The following is a 24,624-nucleotide window of genomic DNA, read 5'->3' as shown; positions in this document are numbered from 1 at the left end:
AGTCATTTGCACGCATTGATTTTTAATTTGCCAGTCTTTCAACAAACGGAATGTTTGCCATGTCATAAATCGGTTTCTTACAAATTGCTCATATTCATTTACGCACTTATACGTACAGGCATTTAGCGGCCTGCCGAAAGTTAAGTTTCTTAGTAGATAAAATTTAACAAACTTTTAACACATTTTTTTGGGTCTTGCTGTAACGTTTGTTTTTTTGATGCGTCCTATAAAGCGTGATAGAAACATAATAAACCGCGTATTCAGAAAACCCTAAGGTAGTATGTATAACACGCTATCTGGCACCAAACTTATGTGATAATTAATTAAATGTTAAATTTTTAATGACCTAACAAAAAATGAAATCATCAATCCCTAAAATGCTGGCCTTAATAGTTTTGGCTTTCGTTGTAATTTTTATCAGCAGTTCCAAAAAATCCAATGCGGCTGATAAGAATCTTCTTATCACTGAATTTAAAGACGTAAAACATATAAATAAATTAGTTCTGATGGGGAATGTTGATGTTTACCTGACCCAGGGAATTGAAGAGAATCTCAAGGTTTACGACAACTACTATACGAAGAATGCGCTGGTGCAGTGGGAAAACGGGGAATTGCGCATTACTTCATTTAATAAAGAAAAGCTAACTGTTACAATTACAGTGAGTAATTTGTCGGCTATAGAAGCTAGCGGTAATGTGAATGTTCGCAGTATGAACCAACTAAGTACCATTGATCTGGATATACAACTAAAGAACAACGCCACCGCTCAGATTGATGCACAGGCCGTAAATATTAGCACTTCCCTACAAGATCAATCTAAACTCGAGTTATCCGGTGAATCAGACAATCAGCATCTTTCTTTAAGTGGCGAAGCTAATTATCAAGCTACATGTTTTACTTCTCCAAGCCGTTCATTGACGATATCCGAGGGTGCTGCGGCATCCATTAACCAGGGTGGCCAATCAACTACAATCAAAAGTTATTCAAGAGTTCCAGAAAAAGAAAATACGCTAAACTTTGACCTTGAATTTTAAGATCACACTATTTCATTTCATTCATCCAGCTTAAGTCTCAAATCTCAATCCCACATCTCACTAAAGGAGGCTGTTCGATAAAAACCGCTTCCTTTTTTGTTTATATAGCCAGCTTGTCTTACATTCATCGGTCTTAACCATTTAAATAATATGAAAGTATCAGTACTTAAAGGATGTTTAATAGCAGCAGCCGGCTTGTTGATCGGGGGATGTAATAGTGATTGTATACAGGGTTCTGGAAATCAGGTCACTACAACACGGGATGTCGCGCCTTTTACCTTTGTAGAAACAAGCGGATCTATTAAGTTGGTGCTGAAGCAGGGTCCACAGGAACTAAAGATCACAGCCGATGATAACCTGATGGACGAAATTCGAACCAAAGTAAGCGGCAATACTTTAGACATTGACATGAAAGGGAACTTTTGCAATACAGGACAAATTACAGTGTACCTCAGCTCGCAAGCGTATGAAGGTGTTAATGCTTCCGGTGCGGTCGAAATAGTAAGTGATGGTTTACTGCAGCTGAAAGATTTTGAGATGGATCTTAGCGGTTCAAGTAAGGTAAACCTGAATATGAATGCAGCTAATGTGAGCACTAAATCAAGCGGCTCTGCCGAAATCTCACTTAAAGGCCAGGCAAGCAGTCATGACGTCGATCTGAGCGGTTCCTCTTCAATTAGCGCACTTGACTTTGTAGTAGGTAAGTATCGTATCGAATCCAGCGGTGCAAGTGAATCTAAAATAAATGTATTGAATGAATTAGAAGTTAAATCGAGCGGATCGAGCGATGTAGAATATCGCGGTAACCCGTCAAAAGTCAGCAACAATGATCAAGGCGCCTCTAGTGTAAGGAAGATAAAATAAAGAATATAAACATGTTAAGTCTGGATTCAAAAGAGTCTTTCAAGGTAAATATTTGAAAGACTTTTTTGTTTTACAGGCACGAAGCCGACGCAGGAGGCGGGTTATGTTCAAAATAATCTTTTCCAGATGTTAACCAGATAGCAATCAAAAACCATCTGAAATTTACATGGTGTTCTCAACCTCGATTAACATTCATTCAACCTTTTTCTAAAGTTCAAATGAATAGCTTCGGTTTATGTTCGCCAATTGCATGTTGAATTTGAATGCTTTTTATCTGTAGCTTAATACCCAATTTTCTGATTTCCGAAATTTCTCTACTTTAGAGGAGGAATGGAACAAAAAAATAATAAGAAAACCATCAGGGGCTGGGCTATGTTCGACTGGGCAAATTCCGCCTATAATCTGGTGATCACTTCCACTATTTTTCCAGCGTATTATGTGGCTATTACCGCCGGGTTAGATGACAAAGTCTTCTTTTTTGGAAGGCGTTTTACCAATACCGCTTTATCTAACTATGCGCTTTCGGCGGCCTACCTTATAATGGTTATTTTACTTCCTATTCTGTCGTCAGTTGCCGATTACCGGGGGAATAAGAAAATTTTCATGAAAGCTTTTACATACCTGGGGGCAATTAGCTGCGCCGGTTTATTTTTTTTTAAGATCGATACCCTGGAGGTGGGTATTATTCTTTTCGCGCTGGCAGCGATGGGCTATATAGGGGGCGTCATGTTTAACAACTCTTATCTTCCAGAAATTGCTACCGTAGATAACCAGGATAAGGTAAGTGCACAGGGCTTTGCTTATGGCTATATCGGAAGCGTTATTCTTCAAATAATTTGTTTCGTATTTATACTTAAACCTGGGCTTTTCGGTATCACAGATGCGTCCTTCGCACCCCGTTTATCTTTCTTACTAGTAGGGATCTGGTGGGTTATATTCGCACAAATTCCTTTTAAAGTGTTGCCCGCCGGAAGTCCTAATTACAATCGGATTAATAGAAAGGTGATTCACGGAGGTTTTCAGGAGCTGCAGAAGGTTTGGCGACAACTAGCTGAGATGAAATTGCTTAAACGGTTTTTACTGGCCTTTTTCTTTTATGCGATGGGTGTGCAAACCATCATGCTCGTGGCTGCCGCATTTGGTGAAAAGGTATTAAACCTGGGAACTACTAAGCTGATTACTACAATTTTGATCATTCAACTGGTGGCAATCCTTGGAGCCTTAATCATGTCACGGTTCGCTAAAAAATACGGGAATATTCCGGTGCTGATTTTCGTGGTCATCATCTGGATAGGTGTGTGTATATGCTCTTATTTCATTACAACCGAGTACCAGTTTTTTGCACTAGCAGCTATTGTGGGCTTGGTTATGGGCGGTATTCAATCGATCTCACGCTCTACATATTCGAAATTAATTCCTGAAAACACACCGGACACGGCGTCTTTCTTTAGTTTTTATGATGTAACCGAGAAGATGGCAATAGTTATTGGATTATTTAGTTTTGGTTATATTGAAGAATTTACGGGAAGTATGCGAGTTTCTGCTTTAACTTTGGGAAGTTATTTCCTGGTAGGACTGGTTATCTTATTCTCGATTTTGTTTATGAAACCAGAGCCTTCGGTTAAACTAAAATCTGCTGAAGTCTTTTAATTTACTGAGTAACTGCTTGGATAAGCGCATAACCTTACTATGACCGTCGAACTGTTTATACCTTGTTTTATAGATCAACTTTACCCGCAAACCGCTTTTAGTACGCTCAAATTGCTTGAGAAAGCAGGCTGTAAGGTTATTTATAATCCTAAACAAACTTGTTGTGGTCAGCCTGCATTTAACGCCGGCTTTTGGGAAGAAGCAAAAACAGTAGGAAGCAAGTTTTTGAATGACTTCTCGGAAACTACTTACATTGTTTCACCCTCTGCATCCTGCACGGGAATGGTCAAAAATTACTATAATGACCTTTTCACAAACACCGCGGTTCACAATAAGTGCCGGGCAATACAAAATAACATTTATGAACTTTCTGATTTCCTGGTGAATGTGATCAAAAGGGATTATTTCGGTGCCGAGCTTGATGGTCGTGCAGTTTATCACGATTCGTGCGCTGGTTTACGCGAATGTAATATCAAGGCCGAACCTCGTGCCTTGCTCAGTAAAGTGCATGGCCTCGACCTGGTAGAGATGCGTGATACGGATACCTGTTGTGGCTTCGGCGGAACGTTTGCCGTGAAATTTGATGGCATTTCAAGCGCCATGGCCGAACAAAAAGTGCATAATGCCATGGAGATGGAAGCCGATTATATTATCTCAACTGATGCATCGTGCCTGTTAAACCTGCAAGGGTATATTGATAAGCACAGCCTTCCGATTAAAACCATGCATCTGGCCGACGTGCTCACCAATGGCTGGGGAAACGTTTAACTTTTCAGACCTAAAAGGACGCTTTTATACCTACGCCAGCCTTAAATATCTCTGTTACTGGTAGCGCTTGTAAGTTTTGAAAAAAGTTGACCAGGTACAGGTCATTGGTATTCACTTCGTAAAACAGTGTAAGGGCCTGAGGTTTGCCTGACTTCAGTAGCTTGGTAGTATTGAAGGTAAATTCGCTGCCCAGCGAGACGTGTGCCCGTAAGGCCTCCGACCAGTAATAGTAACCCTTGGGATACTGATCCTTATCCCAGGTTAGGTCAAGATCTTTCTGGATGGTGTAACTGAAAAACCCTCCCGGATTTACGGGATGGATGATCATCCAATCATTAACTTTAATTTCGAAAGGCCGGTAGGCCAGTTTGGTGGTCAGCGTACTAAATGAGCCGCCTCTGGATTCTGGCACGAAACCGTACATCACATCAAAACTTCCCCTATTATTCTTAAAGAGATTGTAACTGACACCTCCGCTGAAATAACCAATGCTTCCGGCATACTGCACGATAGCCCCATTCGGAATCAGGAACTTTTGAGCTAATACCTTACTCTGTACACTAAAGAGTAAGATTATGAAGGTCATATTTTTGATAAGTGACACGTTTGTATTTTATTTGATCATTAACAATTTCAACTAATAAAAAGCCCTTTTTGCCCAGCGTAGTAGTGACTACGAAAGGCACTCTGGAGTTATTAGGAAAATACTCGCCGAAGCTGTGGTCATGACCATGAAACGACGCCAGAAATGCTGGATTGTTATTTAAAATATTAGTGTATGCAGTATCCAGTTTAATGTCAAAGTCGCTGCTGAATGGCCTTACATGTGAGATGCCAACATAACTCTTCACGTCTCCCGACGCAGACATTTGAGCCTGAAGCCAGTTAATATCAGGTACTTTGCCATTAAACTTATACTCCCTTCCGTTGGTATCATGGCATATGAATTTTACTCCATCATACGCGAAAGAATAATTCAGACTGCCGAATATCCTTTGAAAAGCAACTGATCCTTTCGCAAGCAGATCGTGATTACCGATTACCGCGAAAAACGGGACATTAAGTTCATTAAATTGATCAGCTACCCAATCCATTTCCTGTAAAGTCCCGAATTCGGTAAGGTCTCCGGCAATAAAGACCATATCAATTCCAGGCATTTTGTTTGCCTTTTCAATAAAGAGTTCTACTTCAGCATAAGATTTCTGGGAATCACCAGAAATAATGAACCGAACAGTGTCGTCATTCTGGATTTTAAGGAGTTTGTCGAGATTTTTTGCGTTGAGGTTAGTTGGACTGTCAGGGTCAAAAGCCTGATGCGGGCTATATTCAAAATCAGTGCAGCCTGTCAGGATTATAAATATTGAAGTTAAGAATAGAAACGGTTTCATAGGTAGATAAGAAACTTACATTTAATTGTTTTGTTTTGCGACGTAATGCGGGTTAAACACAGCTTTTCCGGTCTGTTTTATCTTCAAATAGCTTTTTCTTTAGGATGTCGTTCCGGAAACCTACTTCTCACGATTAAAAAACCCTGTCATATTTTATTGATTAGTTTCCGGCATGTTAAACTGTCTAACACATATTCAATCTAATACACATGTGGATTTTATGGTTGCTACTTGGCAACTAACTTTGCTATTGATTTAACTAAGCTTTAACAGATCCCATTACATTTTAATAATATATTTGAGTCAGTTAATCTCCAGTATTATGTCAAAACAGCTTTTAGTACTCTTCAGCTTTTGCTTGGTATTTACATCCTATGTTTTTGCTCAGCAGAAAACCTCTGGTGTAATTTATTATACCCAGGTTATTGATACGAAGGCAATGAGGGCAGGTGCCGAGGATCAGGTGCAGCAAGGACCCCGACGCAACGGATTCAATATGCCGGATAAGATCACTAATAAAATGGAGATTATTTTTAACGCGAACGGAGCTAAATTTCAAAAATCAGAATTGGAAGAAGATATCAGCCAGGCCGGTAATCAGGAGGGAATGCGGGTAATGCGCTTTGGAGGAAATGCGGACCGGGAAATGTTTTTCAATTTTGCTAGTAAGAAAGTAACTGAATCGTTTGAAATGAATGGTGAGCAATTGCTTTTAGAAAGAACCTTAGGTTCATCAGCTAACGAAATCGCCATAACTGATGAGACGAAAAAAATTGCAGGTTTGGATTGTAAAAAAGTGAATATTAAAGACAAGAATGGTTTACCAACTACGGTGTGGTATACTACGGATCTTGCCTTTGCGGCTTCTCCGGTTCCTGCCTTATGGACAGAAGGAGTAGTGCTGGGGGTGGAAAATGCGAGGATGAAATATTACGCCAGCAGCATTGAATACATCAAGATCAAAGATTCTGAACTAGCGATGCCTAAAAAGGGCAAGCTGATCACTGAAGAAGAGTACACTACCAGGCAGTCTGAATTCCGCAAAAGAATGCAGGAGCAGTTCAGAAACCGTGGTGGTAATGGCAATCAGGTGATTATTCGCGAAGGCGGAAACTAAAAAGTTTTATTATTCAGGAAGCTCAGCGGATCCGGACTTTGACATGAGGTGTCTCCATAATCAACTTGAATTTTTCCTGCTCTTTTAGCTATCTGTAAAGCTTTGGAATGCATATCCCTGTTTCTGCCCCCAATAGCCATCAGGGCATAAGCCATCATTTCTTTAACGAAATTTGCTTCTTGCTGTAAATTCTCTATATGGCGCAGATAGGCGTCAAACCAGGTATCCGGCAGGCTGTCGTCATCTTCAGCCAGTGTCTGTATCAACTGATAGCCCGCCCTCCGTACGTACTCACGCTTATCATTGGCCCACTGTTCAGCCTTTTCGACCTTAAAGGGTGTTTTCGTTATTTGATTTTTTACATACTGATCACCTAGCCCCCAAACATCAATACTGTGAATAACTTCGTCGGCTTCGTCTTCGGTGATCTTCCTTGACTCATCGATAAAGCAAGCCATCATTTTGGCATCATGGATAGTACTGCGCCAACATTCCATGGCTAAGTCATGGTCTTTGGGCATCTTTTTAGCACGTTCTTTAAGTTTGCTCATTCCGGTACCCAGATAGGTATCTTTCGACTGAATATTTAACCGCTGCCAACTGGCCAGGGCACGTGGATCAGCTATTTCGTTTAAAATCTCGGTCAGCTCGCTAAAGTTCATAATCTAAAAATACATAATTAGAGAGATGATTGCACAGATTGCTAAATGATTGCACCGATTTTTAAAGTGCTTGCACTTATCTTGAGCGGACTGCCTAAGCGACCGGTTATTTCATGAGGCTTAATGGTCAATCAACTCTACTTTGTTCTGGACTGGCTTTACCCTTGTTCGTGTCTTGCCGCTAATTTAGCGGCAAGACACGAACAAGTCCCGAACCAGACCATTATCATTCCTAGCTAAGTCACCTCCAATATTTTATAATCGGTGCGCCCCTTCATAATCGGTAATCCTTTACAATCAGTGAAATTATCCCTAATTGGTGAAATCTTTATAAAAATCAGTGTAATCATATAATAATATTATTTTTGCACCTCGAACTAAAGATCACATAGTAGGTGATTGGTATTTTTTTAATTCTCACAACTTCTAAATCATTTTGTAGATGATCAACATTACATTACCTGACGGAACTGTTCGTCAGTATGAAAAGGGAATTACCCCCCACCAGATAGCCTTGTCGATTTCGGAAGGCTTAGCCAGAAATGTATTAGCAGCTGAGGTAAACGGCCAGGTCTGGGATTCCAGCCGCTCTATTGATGAGGATGCTAAAGTAAAATTGCTGACCTGGAATGATCAGGATGGTAAGTCAACCTTCTGGCACTCCTCTGCTCACTTAATGGCCGAAGCACTGGAAGCTTTATATCCGGGAACTAAATTTGGTATCGGTCCGGCTATAGAAACAGGTTTTTATTATGATGTTGACTTCGGCGACCGGGAGTTTTCTTCGGATGACTTTAAAACGATTGAGAATAAGATCGTTGAACTGGCGAAGACTAAGTCTGAGTATAAGCGAACAGCAGTATCAAAGGCTGACGCGATAGAATATTTCACTGAGAAAGGCGATGAGTATAAACTCGATTTGCTTAAAGATCTGGAAGACGGAACGATCACATTTTACAACCAGGGTAACTTTACTGATCTCTGCCGTGGTCCGCATATACCCAATACCGGTTTTATTAAAGCTGTGAAATTAATGAATGTCGCCGGCGCATACTGGCGAGGTGATGAGAGTAAAAAGCAGTTGACCCGTATCTATGGCGTAACATTCCCGAAGGCCAGCGAGCTAACGGATTATCTTCATATGATTGAAGAAGCCAAGAAACGTGATCACCGCAAGCTTGGTAAAGAACTTGAGCTATTTGCTTTTTCGGAAAAGGTGGGGATGGGTTTACCACTGTGGTTACCTAAAGGGACTGCTTTGCGTGAGAAACTGGTAAACTTCCTACAAAAGGCACAGGTTAAATCAGGTTATGAGCAGGTAATTACTCCGCACATCGGTCATAAAAACCTTTACATTACTTCCGGTCATTATGAAAAGTATGGCGCGGATTCTTTTCAGCCTATCAAAACACCGCAGGAGGGGGAAGAGTTTTTCCTGAAGCCGATGAACTGCCCGCATCACTGCGAGATCTATAAAACAAAACCTCGTTCTTATAAAGACCTTCCGGTTCGTTATGCTGAATTTGGTACAGTTTACAGATATGAGCAAAGTGGAGAATTGCATGGCTTAACCCGTGTTCGTGGTTTTACTCAGGATGATGCGCACTTGTTTTGTCGTCCTGACCAGGTGAAAGAGGAGTTTAAAAAGGTGATCGACCTGGTGCTTTATGTATTTAAAGCCTTGGGATTTGATAATTATACTGCCCAGATCTCGTTGCGGGATCCGGAAAATAAAGCGAAATATATTGGCAGTGACGAGAACTGGGCTTTGGCTGAATCGTCTATCATCGAGGCAGCTGAAGAAAAAGGCTTAACAACAGTCATAGAACTTGGTGAAGCTGCTTTCTATGGACCGAAACTGGATTTCATGGTTAAAGATGCGTTGGGTCGGAAATGGCAACTGGGAACTATCCAGGTTGACTATAATTTGCCGGAGCGATTCGAACTGGAATATACCGGTAGCGATAACCTGAAACACAGGCCGGTAATGATCCACCGGGCACCTTTCGGTTCTTTGGAGAGGTTCGTCGCGGTGCTGATCGAGCACTGTGCCGGTGAATTCCCATTGTGGCTTACACCTGAGCAATTTATCGTACTTCCTATCTCGGAAAAATATGAGGATTATGCGAAAAAAGTTTTAGAATCACTTAATAATTCCGATATTCGCGGCTTGATTGACTCCAGGGACGAGAAGATTGGCCGCAAAATTCGCGACGCCGAAGTGAAAAAAATCCCTTATATGCTCATAGTAGGAGAGAAGGAAATGGAAGAAGGACTGGTTTCAGTTCGCCGACATGGCCAGGGTGATTTGGGAAGCATGAAAGTTGAGGAGTTTGAAAATCAATTAGTTAACGAAATTAAGATTTAACAAAAATATAATTTGGCATTAGGAAGACCAGGCTTTAACAGAGGACCACGCCCTCCGTTTAAAAAGAAAGAAGCAGAGCATAAGATCAATGAATTGATCAGGGCTCCGGAAGTTCGCCTCACTGGTGATAACGTGGAAACAGGGATTTATCCTATTCGCGAAGCTTTAGCTAAGGCTGTTGAGCAGGATTTGGATTTAGTTGAAATTTCTCCAAATGCGGTTCCGCCTGTGTGTAAAATTGTTGATTACAACAAGTTTATATACGAGCAGAAGAAGAAGATGAAGGAAATCAAGGCTAATGCCAAGCAAACGGTGATTAAAGAGATCCGTTTCGGGCCTAACACCAATGAGCATGATTTCCAGTTCAAATTAAAGCATGCAATCGGTTTCCTGGAATCCGGCGAAAAGGTACGGGCTTATGTTCACTTTAAAGGCCGGGCCATTGTGTACAAAGAGCAGGGAGAGATCTTGTTGCTTAAGTTTGCCCAGGCTTTGGAAGAGGTTGGCAAAGTAGAGCAGCTACCTAAATTAGAGGGTAAGCGGATGTTTCTAACCGTGGCACCTAAAGCAGGGAGTAAGAAGTAAATGTGCAAATTTGCAAATGAGTAAATTTTGCAAATGAGTAAAAGCGATTTATCAATTTGTCAAATTCTCCATTAGGGGCTTTGATAATAAGATTGACGAATTGACTCAAATTGAATCATTGACAAATAAAAATAGATAACAGTTATGCCAAAAATGAAAACGTGTTCCAGTGCAAAAAAGCGGTTCAAGCTTACTGGAACAGGTAAAATCGCCAGAAAGAACGCATACAAAAGTCACATCTTAACCAAGATGAGTAACAAGCGTAAGCGTGGCTTAGGTCAGACCAGTTTAGTATCTGATGCTGATATGGGCAACGTAAAGCGTATGCTTTGTATCGGGAAGTAATCATTTAATTTTAACCAGGTAACCGGTTTATAAGTTCCCCCAAGGGCCACCGCTTATCAAAAACAACACACTATGCCACGTTCGGTAAACGCAGTAGCGTCAAGAAGAAGAAGAAAAAAGATCCTTAATATGGCCAAAGGCTATTACGGATCAAGAAGCAAGGTTTACACCGTTGCGAAAAACACAGTTGAAAAAGGTTTGCAATATGCATACCGTGACCGTAAAGCTAAGAAAAGAGAATTTAGAGCGTTATGGATTCAGCGTATCAATGCGGGTGCCCGTCAGCACGGCTTATCTTACTCCGTATTTATGGGTAAATTGACTGCTAGCGGTAACGTTTTAAATCGTAAAGTTTTAGCTGATTTGGCTATGAACCATCCGGCAGCTTTTAAAGCGATCGTTGAAACGGTAAAATAGTTATTGCTTAAATAATATTTAGATGTCTCTCATGAAAATGAGGGACATTTTTTTTTTGCTATTTTTAGAGATGGATTTTGGACGCGTTGCCCCTGAACTGATTCCTGAAGTGGACTTTACTTTGCCACCTGATACGGAATTAACTAAAGAAGTTTTAAAGAGTGCCGGAAGGACTAAGTTGCCGGAGGTGTACGTAGGTTGCGCAAAGTGGGGACGTAAAGAGTGGGTCGGCCTGATTTATCCGGAAAAGACAAAGGAGGCGAAGTTTCTGGATGAATATGTAAAACATTTCAACAGCATTGAACTGAACGCTGTATTTTATAAAATGCCTACTGCTGAACAGATTAGTAAATGGCGTGAAAAAGCTGAAAGTGAGAGACAAGATTTTAAGTTTTGTCCTAAAGTAACTCAAGGGATCAGTCATATTAAGCGTTTAAAAGGGGCAGAGGAGCTTACGAGTAAATATTTGGAGAGTATTTCTCATTTTGGTAGATATTTGGGGCCTTCCTTTTTGCAGCTCAGTGATAATTTCGGGCCTAAGAATATTGACATATTGCACAATTATCTTGAGGGTTTACCGGATGACTTTGACCTGTTTGTTGAACTGAGACACAAGGACTGGTACGCTGATGCGGAGGCTAGAAAGGATGTTTTTGAAATGTTCAGGAAGCTTAAGAAAGGTGCAGTAATTACCGATGCAACCGGGCGAAGAGACTGCGTGCATATGAATCTTTCAACACCGCATGCGTTTATTCGCTTTGTTGGAAATGGACTGCATGATTCTGATTTTACAAGAGTTGACGCATGGGCAGATCGGCTAGCTGACTGGAAGACGCAGGGTTTGCAATCCGTATACTTCTTCTTGCATCAGCATGATGAAAGCGATACGCCGATATTAGCGGATTACACCATTAAGAAGATTAATGAACGCCTTGGTGTTAATCTGGAGTTGCCGGACTTTGTAGGAAAGACTGAAGCTAAGGTTAAATAAAAAGGCGCCAATTGGCGCCTTTTTTTATTAGATAATTATTTGCTTTAGTTCGCTAGTACTTTAGTTACCAAGTCGGCTGCTTCTTTTAACTGGATAGCCGAGAATACTTTCAGGCCTGATTCGTCAATCAACTTTTTAGCCTCTACCGCATTTGTTCCTTGTAATCGAACAATAATCGGGACAGGAATATTTCCGATCTCCTTGTAAGCGTCAATCACACCCTGGGCAACACGATCGCATCTAACAATACCACCAAAGATGTTGATCAAAATAGCGCGAACGTTGGGATCTGAAAGAATAATATTAAATCCAGCTTTCACAGTTTCTGCGTTAGCTGTACCACCTACGTCAAGAAAGTTAGCAGGCTCTCCGCCGGCGATCTTGATGATATCCATCGTAGCCATTGCTAATCCCGCACCATTAACCATACAACCAACGTTACCGTCAAGTTTCACATAGTTAAGGTTTGATTTACTAGCTTCTACTTCTGTTGCATCTTCTTCACTCAAATCACGAAGTGCAGCATAATCCGTATGACGGAATAATCCGTTATCATCAAGGTTGACTTTCGCATCAACCGCCAGTATTTTATTGTCAGATGTCTTTAAGACAGGATTGATTTCAAACATTGAGGAGTCTGTTGCCTCATAAGCCTTATACAGGGCGGTAACAAACTTCACCATTTCTTTAAAAGCTTCGCCGCTAAGACCCAGGTTAAAGGCAATCTTACGAGCCTGGAAACCCTGTAATCCTACTTTTGGATCAATTTCTTCCTTGAAAATCAAGTGAGGAGTGTGCTCTGCAACTTCCTCGATATCCATTCCGCCTTCAGTAGAATACATAACGATGTTGCGGCCTTTCGAGCGGTCTAAAAGAACACTCACGTAAAATTCTTTAGTTTCAGTCTCTCCGGGATAATATACATCCTGAGCCACCAGCACCTTACTTACCAATTTACCTTCAGCACCTGTCTGCGGTGTTATCAGCTGCATACCAATGATCTGCTCTGCTCGCTCTTTAACCTCATCAAGGTTCTTAGCCAGCTTTACACCACCACCCTTGCCACGGCCACCGGCATGTATCTGGGCTTTAATAACAACCCAGTCAGAATTATAATCTTGTTTAAGCTTTTTAGCAGCTTCAACAGCCTGTTCAGGAGTGTCGGCAACAATGCCCTCCTGAACGCGTACGCCAAAGCTTTTTAGAATAGCTTTTCCCTGATACTCGTGAATGTTCATTTGTTTGAAATTTGGCGTAAAACTACCATTTTGGTTCAATTTCTAAAACTTATATTTAGGAATAAGTCATTTAGGTTAAGCAGTTAGTTGGAAATTGAAATCTTTGAAAGGTGATATATCAGGCTCTTTTATTTAGACACCTGCAGATTCGCTTTTGAAAACGTAATTCAGCTATACTTTGTATCTTCGCACCCATGCTAAAAGCAAAGGGAATAAAAAAATCTTACGGAAAACTACAAATACTAAAAGGGGTTGATCTGGAGGTTGGCAAAGGCGAAATTATTACCATAGTTGGCCCTTCCGGAGCCGGAAAAAGTACGTTGCTGCACATCATCGGTACCTTGGACAAGCCCGAGCATGGACATGTTGAGATCAACGGTATTGCCGTCCAATCTTTATCGCTACAGAAGCTAAGTGCATTCAGAAACAAAGAAATTGGTTTCATTTTCCAGTTCCACCATTTATTACCCGAGTTCACCGCATTGGAGAACATTTGTATCCCGGCTTTTATCGCCGGAAGGAGTAAAAAGGAAGCTGGCATAAAGGCAGCGGAATTACTGGAACTGCTGGGCTTGAGTCATCGGATCAACCATAAGCCCAATGAGCTTTCTGGAGGTGAACAGCAGCGGGTGGCCGTGGCAAGGGCTCTTATCAATAATCCTTCAATAATACTGGCTGATGAACCCTCGGGAAACCTGGATTCAAATAACGCTGAAAGTCTCCACCGCTTATTTGTTGACCTGCGCGATCGCCTGAACCAAACACTGATCATTGTGACCCATAACGAAAGTCTGGCCAATATGGCAAATCGTAAAGTCGAAATGAAAGACGGTTTAATTATCCAATAGATGTCTGTACTTATTACCGCGGCTTCTCATGCCGAAGCTTATAAACTTGAAAGGCTGCTTCAGCTTTCTGATGTTATTTTTGCTGATAGCCAGGAACTGCCACATCTTGCATTCTCGGGAAAAAAGTTTCTCAGGATTCCGAAAGGCAACTCGCCCAGTTATGCCCATGAGATGTTAGATATAGCGCTTAATGAAGGCATTGAGAAAATCTTTCCTCTTGAAATTGAAGAAATGATGCCTCTTGCCGAGTCCAGGCAATTGTTTTTTGAGTATGGGATCTCTGTCATGGTGCCATCTGTTTTGTGGCTCAATGGGCAAAAGCCGGCGTCTAAAGTTGCTTCCTCGCAACCTGTTGTTATAGAGAGGGGGAATGTGATAGCCGGTAGTCTGCCTGACTCTATATTGTTGCCAGAGGAAAACTTTAGCGGGATTTTTTATATTGAATCAATGATAGATACTATTACATTTAAACTGTTTACAGCCTGATGCTAAGCTATTCTGATTTAGCGCCTTCTAAGAAGGGTTTTATTTTTGAACTTGATAATGTGCTTTATCCCGAAAGGGACTACTTGCTCCAGGTATATTACTTGTTCGCCAATTTCATTGAATTCACGGAGACCGTTCCTTCTTCTAAGGAATTGGTATCCTTCATGAAGACAGCCTATGAGAATCACGGGTCGGCGGGATTATTTGAACGGGCAAGTGAGGTATTCGGAATTGATAGAAAATATAAAGATAATTTTGAGAAGCTCCATTATACAGCAAGACTACCCCTAAAACTGGTTCTTTTCGATCGAATGCTGCCTCTCTTGCAGGAAATGGTAGTTGACAGGAAACAAATATTCCTGGTTACGAATGGCAACCCGGCAATTCAACTTAATAAAATTAAGCAAGTGGAATGGAATGGACTTGAGCAATACCTGGTTGTTTATTTTGCTGATGAGGTTAAGCCGAAGCCAGAAACCAATGTGCTTGAGTTAATACTCAGTAAACATCAGTTACTCAGAAAGGACCTGATAATAATTGGCAGCAATGAAATTGATGCGGAGTTCGCAAGTTCAGCAGGAGTTGACTTCATTTATTTCGATTCTTTTACCCAGTAAAGACAGAGAACAACATTAATTGGCACGGGTTTTTCGTTATAAGTGTGCCATGATTAAATTACAATATTCCCTCCATAAAATTAAATATTTAACGTTATCAGTTGTTTTCACAGGGTTAATTTTAGCATCCTGTAAGAAAGATTCCAACGTTGAACCTTATACCGTCCAGAATGAAGTAAGAGATTCGGCCTATCTGAAAATAAAAGATATCTATTTATGGACTGAGCTGTTGCCATCCATCCGGGAGTTCAGGCCTCGTGATTCTAAAGATATTTATGAAGTAATGACCAAGGTCAGATCTTTTCAGCCTTTAGACAGGTTCAGCTTTGTAGAAACCAAAGAAGAGACCGACCGGGCGACTCAGGGGCTTACAAGTGACTTCGGCTTCTTAGTTAAATTTCATACGAGCCTCACAGATCTTAGAGTGAATTATGTTTATCCGTATTCGCCGGGAGGTAACAAGGGAATTAAACGCGGATGGAGAGTACAAAGCATAAATGGTCGCGCGTTAGACGGGAGTAAGAAGGCGGATATGGATTACATCAATGAGATCTTCTTCGGTTCCTCTACCTCAGCCAAATTCGCATTTGTGAAACCCGATGGCTCAGTTGTTAATACCACAATCAACAAAGGTGTTTATCCTCTAAATACTGTTATATACAAAAACGTTTATAGTGCCGGATCACGGAAAGTAGGTTATTTTGTTTATAACCAGTTCTCGGGTCCCTCCTCTGTTCAAGAACTGATTGTGACCATGGATTACTTTCAGTCAAGGGGAGTTAATGACGTGATTGTAGATCTGAGATATAATCGTGGGGGCTATGTGTCAACACAGGATACTCTGGCTAATATGCTAGCCCCGCAAAATGTAGGCAGGGGACAAAAGGTAATGTATACTTACGAGTTTAACAAACGCTACAGCGCATCCAACGAAAACACGCTGTTTTATAAAACCGGCAGTCTGAATTTGAGTCGTATCGTTTTCATCGTAACGCCAGCATCTGCCTCAGCGAGTGAACTTTTGATTAATAATCTGAAGCCAGTTTTAAATGTGAAACTGGTTGGCGAGGATCACACCTTCGGCAAGCCTGTAGGCTTTTTCCCAATCCCGGTATTTCAATATAATATTTATCCTGTTTCGTTCAAAACGGTTAACAGTGTAGGCTCTTCGGACTACTACCAGGGATTTAAAGTTGACAAGAACACAATTGATGATCTTTCATATGATTTTGGAGATTTAAATGAGGCCAGTTTAAAGGAAGCACTGAAATACCTGAATACCGGGGCTTTTAGCTCAACCACACAAAAGCGCATCTTGTCAACAAAGGGAATCACCGAGTTCGACTTGTCCGATGCAAACGCTGGTCTGGACAAATTTGTTCCGAAAATTGAAATTGAAGACCGGTTACGGAAAATGCCCCCATCCATTCGCGCGCTTCAACGTCAATAAGACAGTTTCTTAGACAACGATTTACGTATGTAATTAATGTTTGATTGCAGGATACATTTTCTTAAATTAGAGAGCTAACTAATTTAAATATTACTATTAAATATTACGATTATGAGTTTAAAACTAGGTGATATCGCCCCGGACTTTAAAGCGAAGACCTCAATGGGTGAGATTAGTCTTCATGAATATTTGGGCGATAGTTGGGGAGTATTGTTTTCTCACCCTGCCGATTACACACCAGTTTGTACAACTGAACTTGGCAGAACTGCAGCTCTGAAAGAAGAGTTTGATAAACGAAATGTAAAAGTTATCGCTTTAAGTGTTGATTCTCTTGAATCACATAAAGGATGGATCAACGACATTAATGAAACGCAAAATGTGGAGGTTAATTTTCCGCTAATTGCTGACGATAACAGAAAGGTTTCAGAAGCTTACGACATGATCCATCCGAACGCATCGGAGACCGTGACTGTTCGTTCATTATTCATTATTGGCCCGGATAAAAAGATAAAGCTGATGATTACTTATCCGGCATCTACGGGAAGAAATTTCCAGGAGATTTTACGGGTAATTGATTCATTGCAATTGACGGCTAACCATAGTGTTGCAACACCCGCCGACTGGAAATCAGGAGAAGATGTGGTGGTAGTTCCAGCTATCAAGACTGAAGATATACCTGCTAAGTTCCCAAAAGGGTTCACTGAAATTAAGTCCTATCTGCGCATGACTCCTCAGCCTGACCCAATAAAAAATTAAAAAATCTTGCTTTTTTGTAAAATTTGTTTTATCAGATAATTTTATATCTTTATAATACTTTTTAGTGATCTGACTTACCTAAAACATATAATTTAATTAACGCTCTAATACCAATATTTTATGAAAACTGGAAAAGTAAAATGGTTCAACACACAGAAAGGTTATGGTTTTATTGTACAGGATGACGGGAAAGACATCTTTGTACATTTTAAGGACGTTGACGGGGGAGTCAATTCTCTTCGGGACAACGATGATGTTCAATTTGAGATAGCTGAAGGGAGAAAAGGCATGCAGGCGGTGAACGTAAGGAAGTCATAAATCCCAAACCATAAAAATTAGAAGAGCTCTACGGAGCTCTTTTTTTATTTATACTTTATGAGCTTGAATGGCAAGTAACTGGCCTGCGGAGCCTGTTGTAAATATTAAGAACTGATGGCCACCGTCAGTGACATGATGCCTGGATTTTATCTCAGGAGGGCTTAATGGGAAATTACGGGTTATTATATTCGCTTGCTTAAGTTTATTCTGCTTCATGAAGCCTTTATAATCGCCCCACTTTTCTATTATAAACTTGCGTCCCGGAAATTTGGGGTTTAAGGTTTCTGAAGTATACACATGAGAATTTGTATGAAGCTTCAGAATATTAAAATCTTTGCTGATAAGTTTGAACGCACCGGCTTTCAACAGAGCAACATCTGGCTCGTAAAGATACTTTAATGGTTCTGAAAATCGTTTTAATGTTAACAAACGTTCTTCTGAGGCTTTGAATCGATAGTTATGATCCTCATCACCAAAGGTGTGACAGATAATTTCCGGCTCTGTGGACGTATTACCTGGTTCTAAGATCCAAAGCAATTCTTTACAGTCGTTTTTAACACTTATTACATATACACTGCTGACATTAGTTAGTTCTTTCAGGCCCGCTTGCAAATCAAGCAGGGGAGAAGTTTTTATAATTAAGCAGGAGCATGCCTTTAATAACTTTTCCAGGTGCTGAGGAACGTTTGGTTCGCAATCCTTTAATTGAAAAACCTTCTGGCGGTTAACCCTGCGCGAAGGGTCGATAAATATAGTATCAAAGAACTTGTCTTTTTGTAGCAGACCGAGTCCATCTCCCTGATGGAACGTTATTGCAGAGATGCCTAACACTTTTGCATTGTAATGTGCTATTTCAGAAAGTTCTGCATTCAGTTCTGAGTGCCACACTTGCATTCCTGCTTTTGCAAAATAATAACTATCAACCCCAAACCCTCCTGTCAGGTCTAGCAAAGTTTTTCCTTTAACCAGTGTCGCTTTAAATTGGGCAGTAGCTTCTGAGGATGCCTGCTCTATTGATATTTTGGGAGGGTAGTAGATACCGGGAGTAGAAAACCACAGCGGAAGTTTCTTCTCACAGCGTTTTTTGCTGTCGATTTGTTCAGCTAACTCACGAGAAGTAACATTGGAGAACGGACTCTTAGTCAAAAGGATCCGTGTTGTATCTGTATTCAGGTTAGCCTCAATAAATGACTGTACTTCGCTATTTAATATTGCCTGATTCAAATTATTTAATAACCAGTTGGGCCATATTTCTGCTAAGTTGTTCCATTAATACAACCTTGCCGCCACTAAGTTGATCAATAACTTCTTTTGTATAATGCCTGATGGTGATCAGTTGCAATTGCTGGTTGTATTTAACTTTGAAATCAGGTTCAAGGAGTTGGAGAAGAGTATTAAATTTCTCCGGATCTTCATCACAACATACAGATAAACTGAGCGCCGAGTTTTGCATCATGTTAATTTTCATTTTAACCTGTGCAAATGTCCGATAGATATCAGCTAAATGTTCTTCTGTAATAAACGAAAAATCTTTAGTCGAAATAGAAGCCAAAACTTGCTTTTGTTTTACTATAATAGCTGGAAAATCAATAGAGAATTGATCACAGTCACTGATTATAGTTCCTTCTTCTTCGGGACTTAAAAATGGTTTCACAAAAAGAGGGATATGGTTATTTTGCAGGGGTTTTATTGTTTTAGGGTGAATAACGGTAGCCCCATAGTAAGACATTTCCAATGCTTCAGAATAAGGAAGCTCTGCGTACTTGCGAGTGTCGGAAAATAATTTAGGATCTGCATTTAAAACACCTGGAACATCTTTCCAAATAGTTAAATTTTCAGCTTTAAGGCAGGCAGCAAAAATAGCAGCACTATAGTCTGAACCCTCACGTCCTAAAGTGGTAGTGAAGTTTTCCGAAGTTCCACCTATAAATCCCTGTGTGACTAAAAAATGCTCTTTCAGCAGTTGTGGCAATCGGCTTTGAATTGCGTTGCAGGTTTTATCCCAATTAACAATTCCTTCCCGGTAGTTATTATCTGTCTGAATAAATCCTCGTGCATCAAGCCATTGGCTGTTCAAGCTTTGGGAATTAAGGTAAGCACAAACAATGCGACTGGAGAGCAGTTCGCCAATAGAGACGATCTGATCATAATTGAAGTTGTAAGCCGGATGCGGTTCATCTTCCAACATCCATTCAATTTCAATTAGTGTATTTGCTATTTCGTCAAAAATCGGGTTATTCTGATCTTCAAATAAGTCAAAAAGAATTTTTTGATGATATTGTTGAATTTCTTCATACAATTCATGCACGTTGCTGCTACCCTTAACATAAGCATCTGTCAATGATTCGAGTGCATTTGTTGTTTTTCCCATAGCTGAAACAACAATAATTATTTTTTTATCCTTGTTCAGGGAAATTATTCTCGCAAGGTTTTTAACCCCTGAAGCATCTTTTACAGACGCGCCACCAAACTTATAAATCTGCATTCCCCTGTAGTAGATTTATTTGTTGTTTGGATAATGCACCATTCAGCCAGCCACTTTCAATATGGGCGTTGTATTTTTTGTAGAAGTTTATAGCCGGTTCATTCCAATCAAGCACCTGCCAGGTCATTCCGTTATAACCTTTATTTACAGCTTCTGTGACCAGAGTGTCAAAGAGAAGTTTGCCAATACCCATTCCCCGCATTTCTTCTGTAACAATCAGATCCTCCAGATACAGCCTGCACCCTTTCCATGTTGAATATCTTACATAGTATAAACCAAAACCATGAATTGTCTGATCAGCTTCAGCAACAAAGGCTTTCCAGACCGGTTGTTGTCCGAAGCCAGCATCTTCAAATTCGGAAAGAGTGACAGTAACTTCCTCCGGTGCCTTTTCATAAACTGCCAGTTCATTTATCAGTTCAAGCAGCCTTGGACAGTCTTCTTTAAGTGCTTCACGGATAGTTATATTCATAGTGATGTTGTTATAATTGAGAATTTATAGCACCGTTAACGGTTGCCAAAAATAGTACTTCCAAGTCTTACCATGGTGCTGCCCTGTTCTACAGCAGCTTTGTAGTCGGCTGACATACCCATTGAAATTTCCTTGAAGTTTTCATCTTTACGGAAGAAACTCTGCTTAATTCCTTTGAACAGTGTCTTCAGCTCATAAAATTCTTCATTAATTAGTTTGGGATTTTCGGTGTTAGTTGCGATTCCCATCAAACCGGTTATCCTGATGTTCTTAAGTTGAGCGAATTCTTCAGAGCGTAACAGTTCAACAGCCTCGTCGAAATCTAACCCGTATTTAGTTTCTTCATCGGCAATATAGATCTGTAGTAGACAGTCGATTACGCGATTGTTTTTTAACGCCTGCTTGTTGATCTCCTGCAATAACTTCAGGCTATCAACAGAGTGTATAAGGGTAATGAATGGGGCAATAGATTTTACTTTGTTAGTCTGCAAATGCCCTACCATATGCCAGTTAATGTCTTTCGGCAGCTTCTCATGCTTTTCTACAAGCTCTTGTACTTGATTTTCCCCGAATTCCCGTTGCCCAGCATCGTAGGCTTCCATGATCTCTTCGGAGCTTTTGGTTTTTGAAACAGCTATTAATTTTACGTCTATACTTTCCAGTTCGCCCTTTAAAGCTGATATGTTGGTGGCAATGCTCATTAAAATCTGTATTTTTGAATAATTTTTGAACCGCAAAAATAACAAATGAAGCGTTTAATACTGGGTTTTTTCGTATTGATTTTTGTAACCGCCTGTAATGGCAACAAGGTTCCTAAGGGGATTATTGAAAATGGGAAAATGATACTGTTATTAACCGATTTACATTTGATTGATTCATATGTCAGCAGTGCCGCATATGATACCACCACTCAGCCTGCTGCCAATTATTACAAGGTAATGTATCGAAAATATAACACTGACTCAGTGCAAATTCAAAAGAGCCTGCGGTATTATTCCCGCGATCCGGAACTTCTGGACACCATGTATTACAAGGTGCTAAAAAGACTAGAAACTATGGAGCTGATTGAGAATAGCAATGAACAACAAAAGATTAAAGAAGCAGAAGCGCTAAAGATCCAAAAGAAAAACGCTGAGATCAGGTTAAAACCTCAGCCTAATTGTTTTTTTAAAAATGATACTGCCGGCTTATTTAATTAACAACATCCATCAGCCTGGCCATAATCTAAGAAACTGGGTTTCCTACACTACTAAATGATCTATCCCAATAACGCTTCAGAAAAACTAGGTTTCGCAGAAATTAAGGGACTTATTAAAGGCTTTTGCATCAGTCCGATGGGGGAGCAAATGGTTGATAAGATCCAGCTGTTAACTAATTACGACCATATCCATAAATTCCTGAGTCAGACTAAGGAGTTTAAAAATATACTGCTGAACGATTCACCGCTTCCGATCAATAACTTTTTTGATATTAAATCACTTGCCGCCAAGCTTAAAATTGAAGGCACGTATTTAAGTGAAGATGAATTCTTCCAGGTATATCTGTCGCTGAATACGGTGTTCTCGGTCATTCACTATTTTTCACAGCGTGAAGGTATCTATCCTAATCTGGAAGCTCTCTTTGAGCACCTGCCTATCGAGAAATCCATCATTCAAAAAATTGAGGCAGTTATTGATCCGAAAGGGAAAATTAAAAACAATGCTTCAAAAGAACTTTTAGATATCATTACCAATCTTGCGAAAGCTGAACAGGAAGCCCGTAAAAAGATTGATCAGATTTTTAAAAGTGCGCAGAACAATAACTGGACTGCAGATGGCAATCTAACTATTCGTGATGGAAGGCTCTGTATTCCGCTTCTTGCTGAAAATAAGCGAAAGGTAAAAGGGTTTGTACATGATGAATCAGCATCGGGCCAAACGGTGTACCTCGAACCTGAAGAAGTTTTCCAGCTGAATAATGCGATTCGCGATCTTGAGTTTGATAAACGCCGTGAGATCATCAGAATCCTAATCGCGCTGTCAGATCAATTACGTCCTTCTGTGCCCTTACTCTTGTCTTACCATGGTCTTCTAACCAAATTAGACTTTGTGCGGGCTAAAGCCTTATTTGCGATAGACATTGAAGCGGAAATGCCGGAGTTAAGCCGCCACGCAGAGATTAATCTGATTAATGCCCGGCATCCACTGTTATTGCTCAATTTCAAGAAGGAAAAGCAAACGGTGGTTCCTTTGAATATTAAAATTGACGACGTCGACCGTATTATTGTGGTGTCGGGACCTAATGCCGGGGGGAAGTCTGTCTGTATGAAAACGGTTGGTTTGCTGCAGGTAATGGTCCAGGCAGGGCTGTTGATTCCGGCTGATGAGCATTCCAAAGTTGGTGTGTTTAAGCAAGTATTTGCAGACATTGGCGATGATCAATCTATTGAAAGCGATTTGAGTACTTACAGTGCGCATCTTTCGAAAATGAAATATTTCGTCGAGAATGCTAACGCCAAAACATTGGTTGTTATCGACGAGTTTGGTACCGGAACTGATCCGCTCTTCGGCGGGCCGATTGCTGAAGCTGTGTTGGAATCTTTGAATCAAAAAAACGTAAAGGGAGTTGTAACTACGCATTATTCTAATCTTAAAGTGTTTGCTAACTCCACACCGGGACTGGAAAACGCTTCTATGCTATTCAATAATCTTGAGATGCAACCTCTTTATATTCTTGAGATGGGAAAGCCGGGCAGCTCTTATGCTTTTGAGATAGCACAGAAAATTGGACTGCCGCCTAAAGTTTTAGAGGCTGCAAGAAATAAAATAGGCGAACACCAAAAGAAAGTTGATACATTATTGGTTGATCTGGAGCGTGATAAAAAGCAGTTGATGGATGTTCGTGTGGCAGTTGAAAAAAGAGAGCGACACGTAAAAGCCTTACTTGATGAAAATGAAAAACTCAAGTCTTTTCTGGAAGAAAACAAAAAAACACTTATTAAGGATGCTAAACTGGAGGCTCAGAACATCATAAAAAGCGCCAATAAATTAATTGAAAATACAATCTCCCAGATAATAGAAAGCAAGGCTGATAAAGAAAAAACCCAAAGTTTAAGGCAAAATCTTCAGAATGAATTGAATAAGAATCAAATTAAGGAAAAGCCTGTAAAGTTGCCGGTTGCCGAAGCCGAACTTAAATCCGGCGATTGGGTGAGGCTTGAAGATTCAGAAACCATCGGCCAGGTAATTAGTATTGCCAGGGACAATGTTGTTTTGGCAATTGGTGATCTTAGATCCGTTGTTAAACTAAAGCGGCTTCAGAAAGTATCTAATAAAACTGTTCCTAAAGAAATTCGCCGTTCTTCATACAGCTCAAGCCTCACTGAAGATATTTCTCAATTCAGCCCTGAGCTTGATCTTCGGGGCAAAAGGGGCGAGGAAGCACTTTATGAGGTCGAAAGATATCTTGATAAAGCTTTGATGATGGGTTTATCAAGCTTAAAGATAATTCATGGTAAGGGTGATGGTATTCTTAGAAAAATGATTCGTGAATATTTACGCAAATTCCCGCATGTAAATCGTTTGGAAGACGAACATGCCGACAGAGGGGGAGACGGAATAACTTATGTGTATTTGAATTAGACATTATTTCGGTTACCGCGAAAGCAGTTCCGTTATAGATTGGTCAACACAGTCACCCGAACTGTTGGAATACTAAAGTTCGTCTTAAATTAATTTAGCTTCATCAGGTTCTCGGTTTCGCCTTTTGAATTGATTTGCAGTAATC

At 40.4% G+C, this 24,624-nt stretch carries 26 protein-coding genes; 18 read left to right on the top strand and 8 right to left on the bottom strand.

The window, feature by feature from the left end; translation table 11 throughout:
- Positions 1–356: 356 nt before the first annotated feature.
- From AC1MCB_RS07415 to AC1MCB_RS07400, 4 genes are all read left to right on the top strand, one after another.
- Positions 357–1,034 carry a GIN domain-containing protein gene (locus AC1MCB_RS07415; protein WP_479968106.1) on the top strand — a complete coding sequence of 226 codons (678 nt, stop codon included), beginning with the start codon at positions 357–359 and terminating at the stop codon, positions 1,032–1,034.
- Between the two features lie 150 nt (positions 1,035–1,184).
- Complete coding sequence (locus tag AC1MCB_RS07410; protein ID WP_479968105.1) at positions 1,185–1,898, top strand: head GIN domain-containing protein; 714 nt, start codon at positions 1,185–1,187, stop codon at positions 1,896–1,898.
- 330 nt (positions 1,899–2,228) lie between these two features.
- Positions 2,229–3,548: an MFS transporter gene (locus AC1MCB_RS07405; protein ID WP_479968104.1), complete on the top strand. Its 1,320-nt coding sequence runs from the start codon at positions 2,229–2,231 to the stop codon at positions 3,546–3,548.
- Positions 3,549–3,587: 39 nt separating this feature from the next.
- Positions 3,588–4,316, top strand: coding sequence for a (Fe-S)-binding protein (locus AC1MCB_RS07400; protein WP_479968103.1), 729 nt, complete (start codon positions 3,588–3,590; stop codon positions 4,314–4,316).
- 10 nt (positions 4,317–4,326) lie between these two features.
- Here the strand turns inward: AC1MCB_RS07400 and AC1MCB_RS07395 are convergent, their stop codons facing one another.
- The gene (locus AC1MCB_RS07395) at positions 4,327–4,902 is read right to left on the bottom strand and encodes a hypothetical protein (RefSeq protein WP_479968102.1); all 576 of its coding nucleotides are present in this window, start codon (positions 4,900–4,902) and stop codon (positions 4,327–4,329) included.
- Positions 4,877–5,704 carry a metallophosphoesterase family protein gene (locus AC1MCB_RS07390; protein WP_479968101.1) on the bottom strand — a complete coding sequence of 276 codons (828 nt, stop codon included), beginning with the start codon at positions 5,702–5,704 and terminating at the stop codon, positions 4,877–4,879. Before AC1MCB_RS07390 ends, AC1MCB_RS07395 begins: the two co-directional genes overlap by 26 nt.
- 322 nt (positions 5,705–6,026) lie before the next feature.
- On the opposite strand from AC1MCB_RS07390, the gene AC1MCB_RS07385 reads away from it, so the two are divergent.
- Positions 6,027–6,821 carry a GLPGLI family protein gene (locus AC1MCB_RS07385; RefSeq protein ID WP_479968100.1) on the top strand — a complete coding sequence of 265 codons (795 nt, stop codon included), beginning with the start codon at positions 6,027–6,029 and terminating at the stop codon, positions 6,819–6,821.
- Here the strand turns inward: AC1MCB_RS07385 and AC1MCB_RS07380 are convergent.
- Entirely contained in the window at positions 6,818–7,483 is a 666-nt protein-coding gene (locus AC1MCB_RS07380) for a DNA alkylation repair protein (RefSeq protein WP_479968099.1), read from the bottom strand. The genes AC1MCB_RS07385 and AC1MCB_RS07380 overlap by 4 nt on opposite strands.
- 442 nt (positions 7,484–7,925) lie before the next feature.
- On the opposite strand from AC1MCB_RS07380, the gene thrS reads away from it, so the two are divergent.
- The 5 genes from thrS to AC1MCB_RS07355 all read left to right on the top strand — a co-directional run bounded on the left by thrS (position 7,926) and on the right by AC1MCB_RS07355 (position 12,189).
- Complete coding sequence (gene thrS / locus AC1MCB_RS07375; protein WP_479968098.1) at positions 7,926–9,851, top strand: threonine--tRNA ligase; 1,926 nt, start codon at positions 7,926–7,928, stop codon at positions 9,849–9,851.
- A 12-nt stretch (positions 9,852–9,863) separates the two neighbouring features.
- Positions 9,864–10,436, top strand: a complete 573-nt coding sequence (gene infC, locus AC1MCB_RS07370; protein ID WP_479968097.1) for a translation initiation factor IF-3 — start codon at positions 9,864–9,866, stop codon at positions 10,434–10,436.
- 144 nt (positions 10,437–10,580) lie between these two features.
- Complete coding sequence (gene rpmI, locus AC1MCB_RS07365) at positions 10,581–10,781, top strand: 50S ribosomal protein L35 (RefSeq protein WP_026899382.1); 201 nt, start codon at positions 10,581–10,583, stop codon at positions 10,779–10,781.
- A 72-nt stretch (positions 10,782–10,853) separates the two neighbouring features.
- Positions 10,854–11,198, top strand: a complete 345-nt coding sequence (gene rplT / locus AC1MCB_RS07360; RefSeq protein ID WP_479968096.1) for a 50S ribosomal protein L20 — start codon at positions 10,854–10,856, stop codon at positions 11,196–11,198.
- A gap of 22 nt (positions 11,199–11,220) precedes the next feature.
- Positions 11,221–12,189, top strand: a complete 969-nt coding sequence (locus AC1MCB_RS07355; protein ID WP_479968095.1) for a DUF72 domain-containing protein — start codon at positions 11,221–11,223, stop codon at positions 12,187–12,189.
- A 44-nt stretch (positions 12,190–12,233) separates the two neighbouring features.
- Here AC1MCB_RS07355 and sucC read toward each other — a convergent pair whose 3' ends face one another.
- Positions 12,234–13,427, bottom strand: coding sequence for an ADP-forming succinate--CoA ligase subunit beta (gene sucC, locus AC1MCB_RS07350; protein ID WP_479968094.1), 1,194 nt, complete (start codon positions 13,425–13,427; stop codon positions 12,234–12,236).
- Positions 13,428–13,621: 194 nt separating this feature from the next.
- Here sucC and AC1MCB_RS07345 point away from each other — a divergent pair, with 194 nt between their 5' ends.
- The 6 genes from AC1MCB_RS07345 to AC1MCB_RS07320 all read left to right on the top strand — a co-directional run bounded on the left by AC1MCB_RS07345 (position 13,622) and on the right by AC1MCB_RS07320 (position 17,902).
- Positions 13,622–14,275: an ABC transporter ATP-binding protein gene (locus AC1MCB_RS07345; RefSeq protein ID WP_479968093.1), complete on the top strand. Its 654-nt coding sequence runs from the start codon at positions 13,622–13,624 to the stop codon at positions 14,273–14,275.
- The gene (locus AC1MCB_RS07340; protein ID WP_479968092.1) at positions 14,276–14,761 is read left to right on the top strand and encodes a hypothetical protein; all 486 of its coding nucleotides are present in this window, start codon (positions 14,276–14,278) and stop codon (positions 14,759–14,761) included. It begins immediately after the preceding gene.
- Positions 14,761–15,378 (top strand): HAD family hydrolase, encoded by a 618-nt coding sequence (locus AC1MCB_RS07335; protein ID WP_479968091.1) that lies wholly within the window; start codon positions 14,761–14,763, stop codon positions 15,376–15,378. Before AC1MCB_RS07340 ends, AC1MCB_RS07335 begins: the two co-directional genes overlap by 1 nt.
- 49 nt (positions 15,379–15,427) lie before the next feature.
- Complete coding sequence (locus AC1MCB_RS07330) at positions 15,428–16,828, top strand: S41 family peptidase (RefSeq protein WP_479968090.1); 1,401 nt, start codon at positions 15,428–15,430, stop codon at positions 16,826–16,828.
- A 111-nt stretch (positions 16,829–16,939) separates the two neighbouring features.
- A complete protein-coding gene (locus AC1MCB_RS07325) occupies positions 16,940–17,584 on the top strand; it encodes a peroxiredoxin (protein ID WP_479968089.1) in 645 nt (214 codons plus the stop codon).
- A gap of 120 nt (positions 17,585–17,704) precedes the next feature.
- Entirely contained in the window at positions 17,705–17,902 is a 198-nt protein-coding gene (locus tag AC1MCB_RS07320) for a cold-shock protein (protein WP_479968088.1), read from the top strand.
- A 48-nt stretch (positions 17,903–17,950) separates the two neighbouring features.
- On the opposite strand, the gene AC1MCB_RS07315 is transcribed toward AC1MCB_RS07320, so the two are convergent.
- Genes AC1MCB_RS07315 through AC1MCB_RS07300 form a run of 4 tightly spaced genes read right to left on the bottom strand, consistent with a single transcriptional unit; the run spans position 17,951 to position 21,560 of the window.
- Complete coding sequence (locus AC1MCB_RS07315; RefSeq protein WP_479968087.1) at positions 17,951–19,126, bottom strand: class I SAM-dependent methyltransferase; 1,176 nt, start codon at positions 19,124–19,126, stop codon at positions 17,951–17,953.
- Between the two features lies 1 nt (position 19,127).
- On the bottom strand, positions 19,128–20,387 hold the full coding sequence (locus AC1MCB_RS07310; protein WP_479968086.1) for an aspartate kinase: 1,260 nt from the start codon (positions 20,385–20,387) through the stop codon (positions 19,128–19,130).
- On the bottom strand, positions 20,374–20,859 hold the full coding sequence (locus tag AC1MCB_RS07305; protein WP_479968085.1) for an N-acetyltransferase family protein: 486 nt from the start codon (positions 20,857–20,859) through the stop codon (positions 20,374–20,376). Before AC1MCB_RS07305 ends, AC1MCB_RS07310 begins: the two co-directional genes overlap by 14 nt.
- 35 nt (positions 20,860–20,894) lie before the next feature.
- Complete coding sequence (locus AC1MCB_RS07300) at positions 20,895–21,560, bottom strand: YggS family pyridoxal phosphate-dependent enzyme (protein ID WP_479968084.1); 666 nt, start codon at positions 21,558–21,560, stop codon at positions 20,895–20,897.
- Positions 21,561–21,605: 45 nt separating this feature from the next.
- Here AC1MCB_RS07300 and AC1MCB_RS07295 point away from each other — a divergent pair, with 45 nt between their 5' ends.
- Together AC1MCB_RS07295 and AC1MCB_RS07290 are read left to right on the top strand one after the other, a co-directional pair.
- The gene (locus AC1MCB_RS07295) at positions 21,606–22,058 is read left to right on the top strand and encodes a DUF4296 domain-containing protein (RefSeq protein WP_479968083.1); all 453 of its coding nucleotides are present in this window, start codon (positions 21,606–21,608) and stop codon (positions 22,056–22,058) included.
- A 54-nt stretch (positions 22,059–22,112) separates the two neighbouring features.
- Positions 22,113–24,479 (top strand): endonuclease MutS2, encoded by a 2,367-nt coding sequence (locus AC1MCB_RS07290; RefSeq protein WP_479968082.1) that lies wholly within the window; start codon positions 22,113–22,115, stop codon positions 24,477–24,479.
- Positions 24,480–24,624 lie beyond the last annotated feature (145 nt).

Source organism: Daejeonella sp. AP26 (assembly GCF_056680515.1).
This window is presented reverse-complemented; position numbering and strand designations above follow the sequence as displayed.

Excerpts from the sequence above, each read along its gene's own strand:
- AC1MCB_RS07385 (WP_479968100.1), top strand. The coding sequence starts at position 6,027 with ATGTCAAAACAGCTTTTAGTACTCTTCAGCTTTTGCTTGGTATTTACA.
- AC1MCB_RS07410 (WP_479968105.1), top strand. The coding sequence starts at position 1,185 with ATGAAAGTATCAGTACTTAAAGGATGTTTAATAGCAGCAGCCGGCTTG.
- AC1MCB_RS07395 (WP_479968102.1), bottom strand. The coding sequence starts at position 4,902 with ATGACCTTCATAATCTTACTCTTTAGTGTACAGAGTAAGGTATTAGCT.
- AC1MCB_RS07305 (WP_479968085.1), bottom strand. The coding sequence starts at position 20,859 with ATGAATATAACTATCCGTGAAGCACTTAAAGAAGACTGTCCAAGGCTG.
- AC1MCB_RS07380 (WP_479968099.1), bottom strand. The coding sequence starts at position 7,483 with ATGAACTTTAGCGAGCTGACCGAGATTTTAAACGAAATAGCTGATCCA.
- AC1MCB_RS07310 (WP_479968086.1), bottom strand. The coding sequence starts at position 20,387 with ATGCAGATTTATAAGTTTGGTGGCGCGTCTGTAAAAGATGCTTCAGGG.
- AC1MCB_RS07335 (WP_479968091.1), top strand. The coding sequence starts at position 14,761 with ATGCTAAGCTATTCTGATTTAGCGCCTTCTAAGAAGGGTTTTATTTTT.
- AC1MCB_RS07415 (WP_479968106.1), top strand. The coding sequence starts at position 357 with ATGAAATCATCAATCCCTAAAATGCTGGCCTTAATAGTTTTGGCTTTC.
- AC1MCB_RS07390 (WP_479968101.1), bottom strand. The coding sequence starts at position 5,704 with ATGAAACCGTTTCTATTCTTAACTTCAATATTTATAATCCTGACAGGC.
- AC1MCB_RS07325 (WP_479968089.1), top strand. The coding sequence starts at position 16,940 with ATGAGTTTAAAACTAGGTGATATCGCCCCGGACTTTAAAGCGAAGACC.
- AC1MCB_RS07290 (WP_479968082.1), top strand. The coding sequence starts at position 22,113 with ATGATCTATCCCAATAACGCTTCAGAAAAACTAGGTTTCGCAGAAATT.
- AC1MCB_RS07330 (WP_479968090.1), top strand. The coding sequence starts at position 15,428 with ATGATTAAATTACAATATTCCCTCCATAAAATTAAATATTTAACGTTA.
- AC1MCB_RS07400 (WP_479968103.1), top strand. The coding sequence starts at position 3,588 with ATGACCGTCGAACTGTTTATACCTTGTTTTATAGATCAACTTTACCCG.
- AC1MCB_RS07295 (WP_479968083.1), top strand. The coding sequence starts at position 21,606 with ATGAAGCGTTTAATACTGGGTTTTTTCGTATTGATTTTTGTAACCGCC.
- AC1MCB_RS07300 (WP_479968084.1), bottom strand. The coding sequence starts at position 21,560 with ATGAGCATTGCCACCAACATATCAGCTTTAAAGGGCGAACTGGAAAGT.
- rpmI (WP_026899382.1), top strand. The coding sequence starts at position 10,581 with ATGCCAAAAATGAAAACGTGTTCCAGTGCAAAAAAGCGGTTCAAGCTT.
- AC1MCB_RS07405 (WP_479968104.1), top strand. The coding sequence starts at position 2,229 with ATGGAACAAAAAAATAATAAGAAAACCATCAGGGGCTGGGCTATGTTC.
- AC1MCB_RS07320 (WP_479968088.1), top strand. The coding sequence starts at position 17,705 with ATGAAAACTGGAAAAGTAAAATGGTTCAACACACAGAAAGGTTATGGT.
- AC1MCB_RS07355 (WP_479968095.1), top strand. The coding sequence starts at position 11,221 with ATGTCTCTCATGAAAATGAGGGACATTTTTTTTTTGCTATTTTTAGAG.
- thrS (WP_479968098.1), top strand. The coding sequence starts at position 7,926 with ATGATCAACATTACATTACCTGACGGAACTGTTCGTCAGTATGAAAAG.
- rplT (WP_479968096.1), top strand. The coding sequence starts at position 10,854 with ATGCCACGTTCGGTAAACGCAGTAGCGTCAAGAAGAAGAAGAAAAAAG.
- AC1MCB_RS07345 (WP_479968093.1), top strand. The coding sequence starts at position 13,622 with ATGCTAAAAGCAAAGGGAATAAAAAAATCTTACGGAAAACTACAAATA.
- sucC (WP_479968094.1), bottom strand. The coding sequence starts at position 13,427 with ATGAACATTCACGAGTATCAGGGAAAAGCTATTCTAAAAAGCTTTGGC.
- AC1MCB_RS07340 (WP_479968092.1), top strand. The coding sequence starts at position 14,276 with ATGTCTGTACTTATTACCGCGGCTTCTCATGCCGAAGCTTATAAACTT.